We start from the raw sequence: 17,638 nt of genomic DNA on the forward strand, positions 1-17,638 counted from the left end.
TTACCGTCCGTCCCTTACTTCTCCGGATGCTCTGTCAGCCAGTGCTCGATGACCTGCGCATCAGAGTGACACTGCACAAAAGTTCCGTTGATTCTCTGGGTACTCTCAATACCCTTTCCAGTCGTGATGACAAGCTCGCCAGGCTGAGCCTCATCGAGGGCTCTTGTGAGAGCCTGCTCCCTGTCAACGATTATATAGCAAGGCTTTGTGATGTACTGCTTGATCTCCTTGCAGATCTCCTCACAGGACTCAAAGCCCGGATCCTCCATGGTGAGAACAACCTTGTCGGCATACTGCTCAGCAAGTCTTCCCATATCCTCACGGCGCTTCTTGTAACGCTCACCGCCACAGCCGAATACAACGGTTATAGACTTTGGCTTCATGGTCTTTTTAACCATCTCATACAGTCTGTACATGCTTATATAGTTGTGTGCGTAGTCGATCATAAATGTGCGATCCTTCCAGTGATATACCTGTAGTCTTCCTGGAACATATACATCTCTGATGCTGCTTCTGATCTGATCATTTGGAATGCCGATGAGAAGAGAGGAGATGATGGCGGCAACAATATTTTCAACATTGTAATCACCAATCAGGTTGGTGTTGTATGCTCTGTTCTCTCCTCCGTATATAAGCTCAAAGTAGCTGTTATGGTCTGTGAGATCTTCATTGTGGATGCTGGCGAATTCAGTGTCCTTTTCAAAGAAATCGTCATCCCTTGACATGAGCTTTTCAATTGATTCCTTGCTTCCGTATACAACAACGTGCTTGTCCCTTACTTCATTATATATAGTCTCAAAATATCTTGTGTCACTGTACAGTACAACGTTGTCGCACTGCTTCAGGAAGGATACCTTGCATCCGAGATAGTCCTCCATGGAGGCGTGCTCTGTCGGGCTGATGTGATCGTAGTCGATATTGGTAAATACTCCGACCTTGTAGTGCTCTCCGTAGATACGGTTCATCTTCATGGCCTGGGAAGAAACTTCCATTATACAGTGTGTACAGCCTTCATCTACAGCCATGTCGAAGTATGTCTGGAGTTCAATAGGCTCAGGTGTGGTGAGAGTGGTCTCAAAAACCTTTGTTCCAACATCAATCTCATGGGTTGAGAATGCTGAGCATCTGTTGTCGGTGTATTTGTCCAGTATATCCTTCATGACAAATGTAACTGTGGTCTTTCCCTTTGTTCCGGTGATCCCGACCTTGACCATGTTATCGCCTGGATTGCCGAAGAACCATCTGGCAGCAAGAGCCATGGCCTTTCTTATATCATTTACAATAATATAAGGAATGTCCACGTCGTCGTACTTTTGCTGTGACAAATATACGATGGCGCCCTGTGCGATGGCTGATTTCAGGTAATCCTCCTTAAATGAGGCACCCTTGCACACGAAGAATGTACCTGGGACCACATCCTTGGAATTGATGGTTATATGGGAAGGAGTGATGTCTTTGCAATCCTCCGAATATTCAGTTATAAGATCCTGCCTGCTTAAAATATCCAATAAAGCTGTAAATTGTAAATTCTCTTTCATACTTTTCCCCTTGGAATGTGTCTTTTATTGTATTTGTACGGACTTATGATCCGTACGACTAAATGTATCACTTATTATGCTTTCTATAAATAATTATGTCAAATAAAAAATACTCAGATCATTAGTTCTGTTCTCTTCATATTTATCTCCATTTGCATACAAATATATCCAAGCTGGTATAACCATGCCTATTATAGCATAACCTCTGGTATTATAGCACTTAAATTGTCGAAATGCGAAGCATTTTGGCCCGGTATTGATAACTTCTATCATATGCAAAAACTTATGTTGACAAAGTGCATCTGTTCAATTAAATTGTAGTCGCAATTTAAAAAGAAAGATGAACTAGTGAAGAGGTTATATGAATATAGTATAGACAGAATACATATTATAAAGAGGTGATGAAATGTCAGAGTTCATAACATTATTTATACCATTTGCCGGAACAACACTGGGAGCGGCCATGGTTTTCCTTATGAAAGATAAGATCTCTCCGCTTGTGGAGAAGGCTCTGCTCGGGTTTGCGGCGGGGGTCATGATCGCGGCGTCCATATGGTCACTGCTCATTCCGTCCATAGACATGGCGGAGGCACAGGGAAAGATAGCGTGGCTGCCGGCACTTATCGGATTTGCTCTTGGAATCATATTCCTGCTTGTTCTTGACACGGTGATACCTCACCTTCATCTGGAAAGTGACAAACCGGAGGGCGTCAGGTCAAAGCTTCAGAAGACGACCATGATGATATTTGCAGTCACGCTCCACAATATCCCTGAGGGCATGGCAGTGGGCGTTGTGTACGCCGGCGCAGCCATGGGCAATATGGGCGTGTCCATCACAGGTGCATTTGCACTTTCCATAGGAATCGCTATACAGAACTTCCCGGAGGGTGCAATTGTGTCCATGCCGCTTGTTGGCGAGGGCATGAGCAAGAAGAAGGCATTCCTGTATGGAACGCTGTCCGGAGCTGTGGAGCCGGTCGGAGGTTTCCTCACGGCGTTGCTGGCTGTCCAGGTCACACCACTTCTTCCGTATTTCCTTGCATTTGCGGCGGGAGCCATGCTCTACGTGGTCATAGAGGAGCTGATACCTGAGTCTCAGGCGGGCGAGCATACCAATATAGGAACCATCGGTGCGGCGGTGGGCTTCGCTCTTATGATGGTGCTGGATGTGGCACTCGGATAATGACGAAAAATACTAAATGATAAAATATGAGCAACTACTTATGTTGATTTTAAATATAAGTTAGCTTAAACTAACATCGTAGATCATGTGAGCTCCTGTACCCTCTGTAAACTGCTGAATCGGAGGGACAGCAGGGGTTATACTCGCGCGAAAGAGGAGGTGCCATGTGCCCTGTGGGCACATATCGGAATGCACCGACGAACTGCCGCCGACCGTAAGGGAGGGGGCGATACAAGAAAGAGGAGGTGCCATGTGCCCTGTGGGCACATATCGGAATGCACCGACGAACTGCCGCCGACCGTAAGGGAGGGGGCGATACAAGAAAGGAGAAATATAAAAATGATGAATTATCTTGAGATCGAAAAGGTAATAGGAAGAGAGATCCTTGATTCAAGAGGAAATCCAACAGTTGAGGCGGAGGTGTATCTGGCAGATGGAACAGTAGGTCGTGGTGCGGCGCCAAGTGGAGCTTCCACAGGTGAGTTTGAGGCACTTGAGCTTCGTGACGGAGACAAGTCAAGATACCTCGGCAAGGGTGTTCAGAAAGCAGTAGAGAATATAAATACTACTATAAATGACGTACTTACAGGAATGGATGCGTCTGATATATATGCAGTTGATGCAGCAATGATCAAGGCTGATGGAACAAAGGACAAGTCAAACCTTGGAGCAAATGCTGTCCTTGCAGTTTCAATCGCAGCAGCAAGAGCAGCTTCAATCTCACTTGACATTCCTCTTTATAGATTCCTCGGTGGAATCTCAGGAAACAAGCTTCCAGTTCCAATGATGAACATCGTAAACGGTGGATGTCATGCTCTGTCATCAGGACTTGACGTTCAGGAGTTCATGATCATGCCAGTTGGCGCTCCATCATTCAAGGAGTGTCTGAGATGGTGTGCAGAGGTATTCCACGCACTTGCAGGAATCCTCAAGGAGAGAGGCCTTGCTACATCAGTAGGTGATGAGGGTGGATTTGCCCCGGCACTTAAGTCTGACGAGGAGGCTATCGAGACAATTCTTGAGGCTGTAAAGAAGGCTGGGTATGAGCCGGGTAAGGACTTCAAGATCGCTATGGATGCTGCTTCATCAGAGTGGAAGAGCGAGAAGGGCAAGGGCTGGTACAAGCTTCCAAAGGCTGGAACAGAGTACACAGCAGAGCAGCTCATCGAGCACTGGGCAAAGCTTGTTGAGAAGTATCCTATCATCTCAATTGAGGATGGTCTCGATGAGGAGGATTGGGAAGGATGGCAGAAGCTCACAGCAAGACTTGGCGACAAGGTCCAGCTTGTCGGTGATGATCTGTTTGTTACAAATACAGAGAGACTTGCAAAGGGTATCGAGATGGGATGCGCAAACTGTATCCTTATCAAGCTCAACCAGATCGGCTCAGTATCAGAGACACTTGAGGCTATCAAGATGGCGCATAAGGCTGGATACACAGCAATATCATCACACAGATCAGGTGAGACAGCGGATACAACTATCGCAGATCTCGCAGTAGCACTCAACACATGCCAGATCAAGACAGGTGCTCCTTCAAGATCAGAGAGAGTTGCAAAGTACAACCAGCTCCTCAGAATCGAAGAGCAGCTTGGCGACTCAGCAGTTTATCCTGGAATCAAGGCTTTCAATGTAAAGCAGTAGGATTAATAGTATTAGCCATACAAGGCATCCCCACTGATGGAATCATCGGCGGGGGTGCTTTTTTTTATACTTTAATTAAATAAAAAAATGACTAAAAATTGCCAGATAATATGTGTGTATTTTAACATTAAAAATATGGAATCACTTGACAGATAGTGTTAAACTATACATAGGCTTATCGGGAGGTAGGAATCATGGCTTCAAAAAGAGATTATTATGAAGTTCTCGGCGTATCAAAGACAGCCACAGACGCTGAGATAAAAAGAGCATATAGAACCCTGGCGAAGAAATACCACCCGGACACGAATCCTGGCGATGCGACGGCTGCAGAGAAGTTTAAGGAGGCCTCTGAGGCCTACGCGGTACTGTCTGATGCCGAGAAGAGGAAGATGTATGATCAGTTTGGAATGGCTGCATTCGATGGCTCCGGTGGAGCTGCCGGTGGTGATCCATTCGGAGGCGGAGGCTTCCACTTTGAGGGTGGAGACTTCGGTGATATGTTTGGCGATATATTTGGCTCGTTCTTTGGCGGCGGTGGCCGCTCACAGAGAGGTGGATTTGGCGGATTCGGTCAGGGAAGCTTCAATGCGCGGGGCAGAGATATGGAGGCAAGTGTCACTGTAGATTTTGATGATGCAGTATATGGTTGCGACAAGACTCTGTCGTTCAATGATGGACGGGGAGGAAGTTCCCAGTTCACTGTACACATTCCGGCGGGTATAGACAACGGCGGTGTGATAAGACTGGCTGGCAAGGGATATCCCGGAACCGGCAAGGGTCAGCCTGGAGATATGCTGCTGAAGGTCAATGTAAGAGACAAGGCAGGTTATGAGAGAAAGGGTCTGGATATATACACCACGGCTCTTGTGCCATTTGACACGGCAGTTCTCGGTGGAGAGATATTGGTCCACACCATGTTCGGTGATGTGAAGTGCAAGATAGCACCGGGTACTCAGTCGGGAAGCAAGATAAGGCTTCGTGGCAAGGGTGTCCAGGCGAGGGGCGGCAATACCCATGGAGATCATTATGTTACCGTGAGAATTGCAGTTCCAAGGAACATTTCACCAGAGGCGAAGGATGCGCTTAAGAAGTTCACAGAGCTTGTGAACAAGGGCTGATAATATTATGTTCACATAGAAACCAGGGCGGAAAGCTCACTTTATGAGCGGTCTGCCCTGGTTTTCTCAGCTAAAGCGGGAGATTCTTGACTTTGCAGACAAAAATACATATAAAGATTACTTCAAACAATTGATTTCAGGAGGGAAAATGTTATTAGATAAAGATATACGAGAACCCCTGTTTGATTTCCTTGAGGAGCGATATGGCAAGGTGCGTATCCTTGAGGAGAAGACCGTCGGAAACTCCCGTGCGGATGTGGTAATGGTCGTTCCAGACAAGATAGTGGGAATCGAGATAAAAAGCGATGCGGATACATACACGCGGCTGGAGAGTCAGGTAGCAGACTATGATCTATATTTTGACCAGAATATCGTGGTGGTGGGAAGTACACATGCAGGTCATGTGGCAGAGCATGTACCAGACTACTGGGGGATCATATCTGTTGAAGAATATGATACAGGCATCAAGTCAGATACAGGTGGCAAGCCAGATGCAGAAGGCCTGGAGGATGGAGTGTCAGACAAGCTGACTCACAAGATCGATTTCTATGTGGTCAGGGAGATGCAGCCTAATCCACGGGCTGATCTGTTTCGTACCATACGTATATTGTGGAGACCGGAGCTTGCACATATCCAGGAGACCTACAGCCTTCCAATGTATAAAGGAAAGAGCAAGGATTTCGTCAGGACACTTATAGTGGACAGACTTCCGGCGGAAATCGTGCACCATGAGATAAGTGAGATCCTGTTCGAGAGGGATTATGCAGCTATGATAGAGCAGATACAGGAGTTCAGGAAGACTCAGGCGGCAAAGCGTGGCAAGACGGTCAGGAGAAAGAAAAAGAGATACAGAAGAAAAAAGAGAGATGCATAGAGGTGACAGAATGATAAAGAAGTATACATACGGAAATCCATTTCAGACAGAATCAGTAGTGGTAGATATTGCAGCAGAAAAGGGACAGCCAGATTACGGCAATATAGATTTAACAGCCGGATTTTCGTACACATTTGGTCTTGAGGACAGTGATATAGTGTATGGCCTTGGCGAGGCGAACAGAGGAATCAACAAGAGAGGCTACAAGTACATAAGCAACAATGCAGACAATCCGCATCATCACGAGGATGTATACTCACTGTATGCATCACACAACTTTATTATAGTTTCTGGAGCGCAGACATTTGGCCTGTATTTTGACTATCCATCCACGATCACATTTGACGTGGGATATACAAAGTGCGATGAGCTGCACATTTTCTGTGACAGCGCAGATCTGGATATCTATGTGATAACAGGTGACAGCCCATATGATATCACAAAGCAGTTCAGGAAGATGATCGGAAGAAGTTATATCCCGCCAAAGTTTGCATTTGGATTTGGACAGAGCCGCTGGGGATACAAGACGCCGGAGGACTTTGAGACGGTGGCGAGAAAATACAGAGAGAACCACATCCCGATCGATATGGTCTACATGGATATAGATTATATGGACAGCTATAAGGATTTCACCATAAATGACGACTTTGGCGATTTTTCGGAGTATGTGGAGAATCTGAAAAAGGATAATATACGCCTGATCCCGATCATCGATGCCGGAGTAAAGATTGAGGAAGGTTACGATGTGTATGAGGAGGGCGTGGCAAATAACTACTTCTGTAAGAGAGCAGATGGAAGTGATTTCGTTGCGGCGGTATGGCCGGGATATACGCATTTCCCTGATGTGCTGAACCCTGAGGCGAGACGATGGTTTGGTGCAAAGTACAAGATCCTGACAGATGCAGGTATAGAGGGCTTTTGGAATGACATGAATGAGCCGGCGATATTCTTCACACCGGAGGGCGTGAGCGAGCTGAAGGAAGCGATGAAGAAATTCATTGATAAGGACGAGACCGTGGATGATGTATGGGGAATCTCGGGAATGGCAGCAGGCGTTGCCAACAACCCGAAGGATTACGAATCCATGTACCATAATGTGGATGGTGAGATGGTGCGTCACGACAAGGTTCACAACCTCTTTGGATATAACATGACAAGGGCAGCAGGCGAGGCCCTTCGGGAGATCTCACCGGATGAGAGACGACTTTTGTTTTCACGCTCTTCATATATCGGAATGCATCGTTATGGCGGAGTCTGGATGGGTGACAACAAATCATGGTGGTCACACATCCTGCTCAACATCAAGATGCTTCCGTCCATGAATATGTGCGGTTTCCTGTATACGGGTGCGGATCTCGGTGGATTTGGCTGCAACACGACCAGAGACCTTCTGCTCAGATGGCTTGCCCTCGGAGTATTCACACCTCTCATGCGCGACCATGCTTGCGAGGGAACCAGAGAGCAGGAATGCTATCAGTTTGAGCATATAGAGGATTTCAGGAATGTGATCGGTGTCCGTTACCGGTTGCTTCCATATATATACAGTGAGTACATGAAGGCGGCCTTGACGGACGACATGATGTTCAAGCCGCTGGCATTTGAATATCCGGATGACAGGATCGCGACCCATGTTGAGGATCAGCTCATGCTGGGAAATGAGATCATGATCGCGCCGGTTTACACGCAGAATGCCATCGGAAGATATGTGTATCTGCCGGAGAATATGATGCTTGTAAGGTTTACGGCAGACGGAGCAGTTGAGCAGACGGAGATGCCTGCAGGACATCACTTCGTGGAGGTTCCGGAAAATGAGGTCATCCTGTTTGTAAGAAACGGCAAATGTATCCCTGTCGTGGATGTGGCGGAGTGCGTAGCGGATATCGACAAGACTACAATGCAGCTGATCGGCTACAGGAACAGCAGCTATATGCTGTACGATGATGACGGTTATACAAGGGAGTATGATCTGGAGAAGAATTGTGCGCTCTTATTTAAATAAGATGCATGGCAAGGGATAAGCTGGCAGAGGTCTGGTTAATATATAAGATTACCTAATAGACATCAGAAAATATAATACCAGAGAATATAACATTAGAGAATATACAAGGAAGAGAAGACATGAAGAACGTAAAATTAATAGCATCCGACATGGATCACACACTGCTTATGGAGAATGGAAAACTCCCGGATGGTTTCTTTGATTATATTGACAGGCTGGATGAGAAGGGGATTTGTTTTGTTGTAGCCAGCGGAAGACCTATGTACACCCTGAGGGACATGTTCGGAGACAAGATGGATAAGATGGTGGTCATTGGGGATAACGGTGCGGCTATCTCTAACTGCGGCAAGATCATATACAAGAGCCTGATGGATGTGGAAGAGTACCAGAGTATGATACGCTTTGTGGAAGACGAGACGGATGGTGTTGCTGTACTGTGTGCCCTATCCGGAGCATATGTCCTGAAAAAATACGAGAAGTATGCGAAGTTTTTCAAAGCATTTCTCAGTAATCTTGTGTTTGTTGATGATATGAGAAGCCTTGACGTCGAGGCCAATAAGTTTACGATATTTGCTCCGGATAAGGATGCCGCTGTGAAGTACAAAGAGATCTATACGCCACGTTTTGGAGATAACTTCTCAGTCACTGTGGGCGGAAGAGAATGGATCGACATCATGAATAAAGGTATCAATAAGGGAATGGCCATGAGAAAGATCGGAGAACTTCTTGGTATCGATACCAGTGAGATGATGGCATTCGGAGACAACTTCAACGATGCGGAGATGCTGAAGACGGTATACTACAGCTATATTGTGGCAAATGCGCAGCCTGGCATGGAGAAGTTTGCAAGGTTCCGCGCCCCATCCAATGAGGAGCGTGGAGTGCTCCAGGTTATGGAGCAGGTGCTGGCAGCCAACTTGTAGGCGAAGTATAGAAACAGACATAAATAACGGATAGAAATCAAAGGCTCAGTCTCTTATTAACAGTGGCTGGGCCTTTTATTGATAATGTAAGCAGTGACCACTAAATCTTAATATTAAACGTAATAAGATTGTAAGATGTGGATGTTAGAATAAAATCATCAGATAGAACAGACAAGAAAATGAAAAGGAAGAGGTATCATGAATATATTATCAACCCATAATCTTACAAAGACATACGGAACAGGAGACAATGTCGTGCATGCGCTTACAGATGTGTCACTTGATATTGAAGAGGGAAAATTTGTATCTATCATAGGCAGTTCGGGAAGCGGAAAGTCAACACTTCTAAATCTCTTAGGAGGTCTCGACAGGCCAACATCAGGAGATGTTATACTGGACGGCAAAGCTATTTTTGAAATGGACGATGAGGCACTTACGATATTCAGAAGACGAAAGATAGGATTTGTCTTCCAGAATTACAATCTGGTGCCGATATTAAATGTGTACGAGAATATAGTGCTTCCGATCGAGCTGGATGGAACGAAGATAGACACTGCGTATGTAGATAAAATTATGGATGTGCTCGGCTTATCGGAAAAGAAATTTTCTATGCCGAACCAGCTGTCAGGAGGCCAGCAGCAGAGGGTTGCGATAGCCAGAGCGCTGGCAGCAAAACCTTCTATCATATTGGCTGATGAGCCGACAGGCAATCTGGACAGCAAGACCAGCATGGATGTCATTGCACTGTTAAAGCTGACTGGTAAAGAGTTTGCACAGACGATAGTGATGATCACTCATAATGAAGAGATAGCAACCATGGCAGACCAGATGATCCGGATCGAAGATGGCAGGATATTCTCAGCAGGAGTACCAGATGGGGGTGAGAAGGATGCTTAGAAACAATAATCAGGCGGCGGTGAGCAGGATATATCACCGCATGTTAAAGCAGAACAAAGTGCGAAATGTAATTGTTATTCTGGCGATCGTTCTCACAACATTTATGTTCACGGCCGTATTTACATTGGGATTTTCAATAGCTAAAAATCTTAACCAGATGCAGCTCAGACTTCAGGGAACAAGATCTTCTATATATATGGAGCGTCCATCTGAAGGTCAGATAAATGATATAAAGGCCTGTCCGTCACTTCTTGCAGCGGGGATACAGATCGATGCACAGACAGTAAGCACGGGATCAGGCAAGTACAGTTATCTGCTTCAGTATGATGATGATACAGAATTTAATGAGAATCTGAAACCTGCCATAACCGATATAAATGGCAGTTATCCGAAGGATGAGAATGAGATAATGCTCACAAAGCAGATACTTGACAATATGGGTATCACGTCGCCAAAGGTAGGTCAGAATGTTACGTTTGTGATGGATGGTGAGAGAAAAAATTTTGTGCTCTCAGGCTGGTACACAGGATTTGCCAAGAGCAGCGTATGCCTGGTGTCAAAGAAATATGTGGATTCCCAGGGAATAGATATGCAGAAAGATGGACGTGTCAGTATCTCAGCAAAGGAGGGCAAGGGTGATAAACTCCAAGATGAACTTGAGAAGAATGTTACTTTGAGGCAGGACCAGAAGTTTGACGTGAAATATGATGTTCAGTCTGAAAATGGTTCAAACCGTGTTTTTATAGCTATAAGTATAGGCATTATAGCTCTTATGATACTCCTTAGTGGATATCTTCTTATATATAACGTAATGTATATATCTGTTACAAAGGATATAAGATTCTATGGAATGCTGAAGACCATCGGAGCCACGATGTCCCAGATACAGAAGATAGTGAAAAAACAGGCACTATATCTGGCTTGTATAGGAATTCCGATAGGTGTACTCCTTGGAACAGCGGTGTCATTTGGAGTTGTTCCTCTTGCTATGAACATGCTGTCGATAGACAGGGATGCTGCACTTTCATCGGCGGTCAGTTTCAATCCGGGAATATATGTATTCTCCGTGGTATTTGCATTTGCGACTGTATTTATAAGTGCAAGGAAACCGGCAAAATATGCCGGGAAGATATCTGCAATCGATGCTATGAAATATGCTGGAAATATATCCGGAACAAGATATAAGTCCACTGGCGGAGGAAGACCCCGGAAGATGGCATGGAGGAATGTGTTTCGTGAAAAGAAGAGAAGTATACTTGTGTTCGCATCGATATTCATGGGTTCAGTTACATTTCTGTGTGTGAATACATTTATATCCTGCATGGATGCGGACAGTTATATAGAGCACTATCTTCACAATGATTATGTGCTATATGGCGGCGGAGAATCAGATAACTCTAGGCCTCAGGCGACCATGGCGGACATCGTGGATCAGATGCGGAGCATTCCGGGTATGGATACTGTAGAGGCGAACAGAAGTGCAGATGTAAGACTGCCATTTGACGCTGAACTTTATGCACCGTTTATTGAGGGCGAGGATGACCCTGAATCTCTTACGACATTTTATGAGACGACGACCAACAGTGAGGCACAGTATGGGTCACCGCTGATATCGGTCAATTCTGATATGATAAAGCTTTACAACAAAACTGCCAGACAGAAGATAGATATAGAGGCATTTGAAAAAGGAGAGGTATGTCTGATAGGTTATGTAGATTCCATATCAGCGTCGGAGCGGATGACGGATAAGACTCTGACACTTGTAAATGACCAGACGGGCAGGAAGAGACAGATCACAGTTGGCGCAGCCATGATGAGAGCAGAGCAGTCAGCAATCACCGCTGGGTATTATTGGACACTTGGTGGAGCTCCGGAGGCGATATTTGTGAGTGATGCGGTGATGGATGATCTGTTTCCGGATGCGGCGATCTCATGCATCATTGCGGATGCGGAGAAAGGAAAAGAATCAGAAGTGACACCATATGTACAGCGCATCGTAAAGGAAAATCCAGTCATAGCCGGGAGTGATATCAAGTCGGTGGAGGGCTCAGAATTCAAGAAGTCTATGCTGTCGCTTGAGGTGATAGGCGGTGGAATGTCGATCATATTGATACTTATCGGAGTGGTGAATTATATCAATGTCATGATCACTGGTGTATATACGAGAAAACTGGAACTGGCAGTGCTTGAGAGCGTTGGAATGACAAAGAGGCAGATACGTAATATGCTTATGTACGAGGGCATGTTTTATGGTATTATAACAACAGTACTTATTGTGACGCTTGGAAGTCTTATGATGTATGGAGCTGGCCGGCTAAGCGTGAATATAGCCGATTATGCAGTGTTTCATTATCCGTATGCACTTGTTGCCGGAGTCGTTGTTGTGCTGTTTGCTATATGCATTGTGGTTCCGGCGATGGTGTTCAGACTTGTGACAAAAGATACGGTGACAAGCCGGCTGAGAGAAGCATCATAGATATTTGGCAGACCGGGAGTCGTGAAAATGATATGGAATCAGCATGTAATTTGGCAGACCGGGAGTCGTGAAAATGACATGGAATCAGCATGTAATTGATAGGAGAAAGTATGAAACGTATTTTGGTCGTGGAGGATGATGTGATCATATGTGGAGGTGTGAAGCTATTCCTTGAAAAGAGGGGATACGAAGTTGAAACTGCGTACTCATGCAAGGAGGCGGATGGCTGTCTGGAACATGGCTTCGATCTGATATTGCTTGACAGAAACCTTCCCGATGGAAGGGGCCTTGACTACTGCAGAGAACTGAGAAAAAGCACAAAGGTCCCGATCATCTTCCTCACGGCAAGAGATACGGAGGCTGATATGATAGAGGGGTTCCGGGCCGGCTGCGATGACTATATAGCGAAGCCGTTTTCCGTGGAACTTCTGTATCAGCGGATAGAGGCAGTCCTTCGAAGAAGTGAAAATGCACTGGACGGGGTAAAGTGCGAACGTTTTCATTATGGAGATATGAGTGTTGACTTTGAACGGATGCAGGTGTACATATCGGATGAACCGATAAAGCTGTCCGTTACGGAATACAGGATACTGGAACTGCTGATAAAAAATAAGGGGCGCGTTCTCACAAGGGATATGATCATACAGAAGATTTGGGATGACAATGAAAATTATGTGGATGAGAACACGCTGAATGTGCATATCAGAAGACTTCGTCAGAAGATAGAAAAGGATGCCGGCAATCCGGAGTACGTGATCACGGTGTTTGGAATCGGATATACATTTGGCGAGACATAGGCAGGGGTAGATAACAGAAATAATATGGATAAATATATTGAAAACTATGGTAAATATACGAAGAGAGTGAGGATGCTGTATGCATGCTCACTTCTTTTGTTTGTGTTTTTAGCAGTATTTGAGTATGTATGTTCAGGGAAAATACTTGCGGCCATAGGTGCACTGGCGTGTGGTGTAGTTATGTTTGTTGTCATAAAGTTGCTGCAGAAGGCGGATGATGACTTTATTTCGGAGGTCGTGGCAGCTATGTCGGATCTTCTGGACAATCTCTCTGAGCTGAAACGGCAGCAGGTATTTCCGGAAAATGATGACTCGCTGGTATCAAGGCTGCAGAGCAAGGTTGACAAGATAATCGATGCGCTGAAGCTTCAGAATTCCAGAGAGAGGCTGGAGCATGAGAAGATTAAGGGGCTGGTATCGGATCTTTCCCATCAACTGAAGACGCCAATATCGAACCTGAGGATGTACACGGATTTTCTGAAAAATCCGGATATAAGTGATGATGAGCGTACTCAGTACTTGCAAGTCCTTGAACTGGCGGTGGAGCGCTTGTCATTTCTCTCGGAGAGTATGATAAAGGTATCCAGACTGGAAAGCGGACTTATCAATCTCGATGTGAAAAGCCAGAGTATAAATGACACTGTGCTGCAGGCAGTGAAAGATGTATATGTGAGTGCGAAAAACGCCGATATAACTATCAGATATGATGAACAGGTGAAATGTGATATACAGCATGACAGAAGATGGACTGCGGAAGCGTGTTTCAATCTTTTGGATAATGCAATAAAATATGGAAAAACCGGAAGTGAGATAGTCCTGTCGGTCAGAAAACTAGGGCTCACGGTTGAAATCAGTGTGACAGATGAGAATGAACCAATAGGAGAGGATGAGCGTACACATATATTTGAGAGGTTTTACCGTGGCAGAAATTCCGGTGACAAGGATGGCGTTGGAATAGGTCTTTATCTGTCAAGGGAGATCATAGAAAAACAGGGCGGAATGTTAAGTGTTATTCCCCAAAAGGGCGGTAACAAGTTCGTGATCGTGTTGCAGAGCCGATGAATGGAATAATGGCATGATTATATATAAAGGAGTACATATGATTTACACATACCCGGATTATTATAAGCAATTCAGCTGCATAGCGGACAAATGCCCGGACACATGCTGCGGCAAATGGCAGATAGTGATAGATGATGATTCGTTGGAAAAATATGAGGATTATAATGGTGAGTACAGGGATGAGCTGCGCCGCAAGGTAAATTGGAAAGAAGGCGTTTTCAGACACGGCAGAAGTGGAAAGTGTGCATTTCTGCGGGATGACATGCTGTGTGATCTGTATATACACATGGGTAAGGAAAGCCTTTGTACCACCTGCAGGGAGTATCCGAGACATACGGAGGAATTCGAGAATGTGCGGGAGATATCACTTTCTCTTTCATGTCCGGAGGTGGCACGGATACTGATGAACATCACGGACAAGGTTACATTTGTGACCGAGGAGGATGACGAGGATGAGGTGTTCGACGATTTTGATTATTTCCTGTACTCCAATCTGGAGGATATCCGGGAGGCGATACTGAATGTCATTCAGGACAGAAGTGTGGACATCCGGATCAGAATCGAGCGGGTGCTTCAGATTGGCGCGTCGGCACAGAGACACTATGATGAGGGCGACCTTGTCATGTGGGATGAGTGTGAGGAGCAGGATAAGCCGGAGATTTGCAGGAAATTAGAATCTTGCCCAGAGCATTCTAATACGGAGATCAATAATGAAGTCTTTTCAGATGATGAATATGTCTTGTTACAGAGACAGTTTGGCTTTCTTCAGGGCGAGCTGGAGCTTTTGTACGACGACTGGGAGGATGTGCTCATAGAGTCACAGAGTCTTCTGTTCAGCGATGGCGCGGAAACATTTGCGGAGAACAGGAGAAGGTTTGAGGCATGGTGGCGCAGGCATTCTGCGTGTCAGGATATGGCAGATGAGCGGGCTGCGGACAGCAATGCTTCAGAAGAGAATGTAAATGCTGATGATCAAGGCATGCGCGATCTGAACTCTGATTTCTGCGATGCATCTGTCGGTGAAATACTGCCTTCTATGGAGATTGTGCTAGAGCAGATCGTAGTATACTTCATCTCGATATATCTTCTGGGAGCCGTGTACGACGACAACATCATCGGCAAAGTGGAGGCCTGCGTAGGACATGCTGTTGAGCTTTATATGCTGCTCATGGCCAGATGGCTGAAAAATGGAGAGCAGATTTCCATGGATGACCTCATAGAACTGGCATACAGATATTCAAGGGAGATAGAGCATTCTGACGAAAACCTGGAGAAGGTGGAAGTGCTGGATTGGTTTGGAAAGATAGATTAGTCTATTGGTTTGTGAGGAGATGATGAAAATTCTGGACAACATGATAGAAATGTATAAGTCTGAAATGGAAAAAGCTTTGGCGATGACTTCAACGACAGGGAGATGCTTGATACAGTGTATTACAGCTATATAGTTGCAAATACGCAGGCTGGCAGAAAGTAAAAACGATTTGCAAAATTAAGCCTTACACCGCTTGTAGAAATAAGTAACTTACAGCTTAAATGTTATAGTAAATATACTTCCGTGCGGAATATTGTCACTGACTGTTATGTCAGCACCGTGGAGCTCTGCTATGCTCCTGGCGATGCTGAGACCGAGTCCAAAGTGATTTTTATGGTCGTTGCGTCTGGAATAGAAGGTTTCGAAAATGTGCGGCTTATCTTCATCGCTTATTCCAGAACCTGTATCTGATACTGTATAGTATAGATTTGAAACATCCGCGGATACAGATATTGCTATCTGTCCATCGGCGGTGCATGATATGGCATTGTCCACCAGAATAGATAGGCATTGAAGCATTCTATCCCTGTCCATGTAGACAGGTGAAAGGGGATTGTCAGGTATGGATACTGCCAGGTCAAGACTTTTTTGCATGGCAATTGATTCAAAGCGATCGTATAATTCTATTATTATATCTTCCGGGTGAATGTCATCGAAGTTATCCCTGCCTGACTTCTTTATATCAGCAAATGTCAGGAGATTGTTCACCATATCGGTCATTCTGTCACATTCCCTCTGGGCTGTCAAAATATAATCATTGTCAGTCTTGTCAGGATTACTGCCAGACAGTCCGTTGAGACATGATTTTATGACGGTTACAGGAGTCTTCAGTTCATGGGATGCTACAGCTATGAACATATCCTGTTTCTTATAAGCCACATTTACAGGGATAAGTATCCTGCCTGTAAAAATGCATGAGAATATGGACAGAAGTATTATTGCTATGGTAGTAATGATCAGAAATAAAATCATCATTTTTGCTTTGTATGCAGACAGCGTAGCGTTGTTGAATATGGTGTGTATGGTATAGAAATTTCCACCTATATTTATGATGCTGTAGCTGTTCCAGTAGTCGGTATGATCATATCTGACAATATAAAATCTCCTGTTGTTTTCGCCCTGATTTATCGCATTGTAATAATCTTTCCAGTACATCGGCTGATTGTAAGGAGATGCAGCTTCAAAAATTGACGCGCTCTCTGCAAAGCTGTTCGTGGAGACGATTGTGTTGTTGTTTCGCAGCACGTCTATATTAAGATTTTTCTCACTATATTCATTGAGGATAGGCATGTCTATGATGCTCACCTGTTCAAGATATGAGAATAAAAGGTTTACATCCCTTGTGTACGATATGTACGTGCTGTTTGTGTACTCCTTTATCACAGTGTGGAGCAGAAGAATGGACATGGCAGTCAGAATAATTGCTATGACGGAGGAGAGAAATATGGAAAGTTTTCTTTTGAGCTGTTCTATCATATAGATGTGTCCTCCTTTCTGCAGACTAGCATGTAGCCACTGCCGTATACGACCTTTATCACAAGACTGCTATGGATGGTTTTTAATCTGTTTCTCAGAAAATAAATGTAATTCAGTATATTCCCATTTCCCACATTTGAGGTCAGTCCCCATATGGCTTCGATGATCTCGTCTTGACTTACCAGCTTACCAGCAGATCTCAGCAATAATTCAAATAGCTGGGATTCTCTGTTGGTGAGCCGCACCGACTGGGTACCACATTGAAGTGTCCGGCTGTCGAGCATATAAGTGACATCACCATATGAATAGTCAAATGTACCAATCTGTTGGGTTCTTCGG

Annotated in this window: 14 protein-coding genes and 1 pseudogene; 12 read left to right on the top strand and 3 right to left on the bottom strand. The window is 45.0% G+C overall.

Features of this window, described 5'->3' with window-relative positions; all coding sequences use genetic code 11:
* Positions 1–14: 14 nt before the first annotated feature.
* On the bottom strand, positions 15–1,538 hold the full coding sequence (locus DXB91_RS06955) for a Mur ligase family protein (protein WP_117550786.1): 1,524 nt from the start codon (positions 1,536–1,538) through the stop codon (positions 15–17).
* Positions 1,539–1,944: 406 nt separating this feature from the next.
* On the opposite strand from DXB91_RS06955, the gene DXB91_RS06960 reads away from it, so the two are divergent.
* The 12 genes and pseudogenes from DXB91_RS06960 to DXB91_RS14760 form a co-directional block, all read left to right on the top strand.
* Positions 1,945–2,721 (top strand): ZIP family metal transporter, encoded by a 777-nt coding sequence (locus DXB91_RS06960; RefSeq protein WP_055273076.1) that lies wholly within the window; start codon positions 1,945–1,947, stop codon positions 2,719–2,721.
* Between the two features lie 342 nt (positions 2,722–3,063).
* The gene (eno, locus tag DXB91_RS06965; protein ID WP_055146761.1) at positions 3,064–4,365 is read left to right on the top strand and encodes a phosphopyruvate hydratase; all 1,302 of its coding nucleotides are present in this window, start codon (positions 3,064–3,066) and stop codon (positions 4,363–4,365) included.
* 194 nt (positions 4,366–4,559) lie between these two features.
* A complete protein-coding gene (locus tag DXB91_RS06970) occupies positions 4,560–5,483 on the top strand; it encodes a DnaJ C-terminal domain-containing protein (protein WP_015533746.1) in 924 nt (307 codons plus the stop codon).
* Between the two features lie 148 nt (positions 5,484–5,631).
* Complete coding sequence (locus DXB91_RS06975) at positions 5,632–6,357, top strand: sce7726 family protein (RefSeq protein WP_118017249.1); 726 nt, start codon at positions 5,632–5,634, stop codon at positions 6,355–6,357.
* A gap of 10 nt (positions 6,358–6,367) precedes the next feature.
* Complete coding sequence (locus DXB91_RS06980) at positions 6,368–8,356, top strand: glycoside hydrolase family 31 protein (RefSeq protein WP_118017392.1); 1,989 nt, start codon at positions 6,368–6,370, stop codon at positions 8,354–8,356.
* 119 nt (positions 8,357–8,475) lie between these two features.
* The gene (locus tag DXB91_RS06985; RefSeq protein WP_118017251.1) at positions 8,476–9,279 is read left to right on the top strand and encodes an HAD family hydrolase; all 804 of its coding nucleotides are present in this window, start codon (positions 8,476–8,478) and stop codon (positions 9,277–9,279) included.
* A gap of 198 nt (positions 9,280–9,477) precedes the next feature.
* Positions 9,478–10,176 carry an ABC transporter ATP-binding protein gene (locus DXB91_RS06990; RefSeq protein WP_022058355.1) on the top strand — a complete coding sequence of 233 codons (699 nt, stop codon included), beginning with the start codon at positions 9,478–9,480 and terminating at the stop codon, positions 10,174–10,176.
* Complete coding sequence (locus tag DXB91_RS06995; protein ID WP_243003539.1) at positions 10,169–12,652, top strand: ABC transporter permease; 2,484 nt, start codon at positions 10,169–10,171, stop codon at positions 12,650–12,652. Before DXB91_RS06990 ends, DXB91_RS06995 begins: the two co-directional genes overlap by 8 nt.
* Positions 12,653–12,762: 110 nt before the next feature.
* A complete protein-coding gene (locus DXB91_RS07000) occupies positions 12,763–13,449 on the top strand; it encodes a response regulator transcription factor (RefSeq protein ID WP_118017253.1) in 687 nt (228 codons plus the stop codon).
* Between the two features lie 24 nt (positions 13,450–13,473).
* Positions 13,474–14,511 carry a sensor histidine kinase gene (locus DXB91_RS07005; protein WP_118017255.1) on the top strand — a complete coding sequence of 346 codons (1,038 nt, stop codon included), beginning with the start codon at positions 13,474–13,476 and terminating at the stop codon, positions 14,509–14,511.
* A 37-nt stretch (positions 14,512–14,548) separates the two neighbouring features.
* A complete protein-coding gene (gene fliB, locus DXB91_RS07010) occupies positions 14,549–15,823 on the top strand; it encodes a flagellin lysine-N-methylase (protein WP_199413796.1) in 1,275 nt (424 codons plus the stop codon).
* Between the two features lie 84 nt (positions 15,824–15,907).
* Positions 15,908–15,985: pseudogene (locus DXB91_RS14760) on the top strand (hypothetical protein); the annotation flags it as partial.
* A 48-nt stretch (positions 15,986–16,033) separates the two neighbouring features.
* Here the strand turns inward: DXB91_RS14760 and DXB91_RS07020 are convergent.
* Both DXB91_RS07020 and DXB91_RS14850 read right to left on the bottom strand, forming a co-directional pair.
* The gene (locus tag DXB91_RS07020) at positions 16,034–17,299 is read right to left on the bottom strand and encodes a sensor histidine kinase (RefSeq protein ID WP_118017259.1); all 1,266 of its coding nucleotides are present in this window, start codon (positions 17,297–17,299) and stop codon (positions 16,034–16,036) included.
* Positions 17,296–17,583 (bottom strand): helix-turn-helix domain-containing protein, encoded by a 288-nt coding sequence (locus tag DXB91_RS14850; protein WP_442872010.1) that lies wholly within the window; start codon positions 17,581–17,583, stop codon positions 17,296–17,298. The genes DXB91_RS07020 and DXB91_RS14850 overlap by 4 nt, the downstream gene beginning before the upstream one ends.
* Between the last annotated feature and the right edge of the window lie 55 nt (positions 17,584–17,638).

The sequence above is a fragment of the Coprococcus sp. OM06-34AC genome (assembly GCF_003462545.1).
GTDB lineage: Bacteria > Bacillota > Clostridia > Lachnospirales > Lachnospiraceae > Coprococcus > Coprococcus aceti.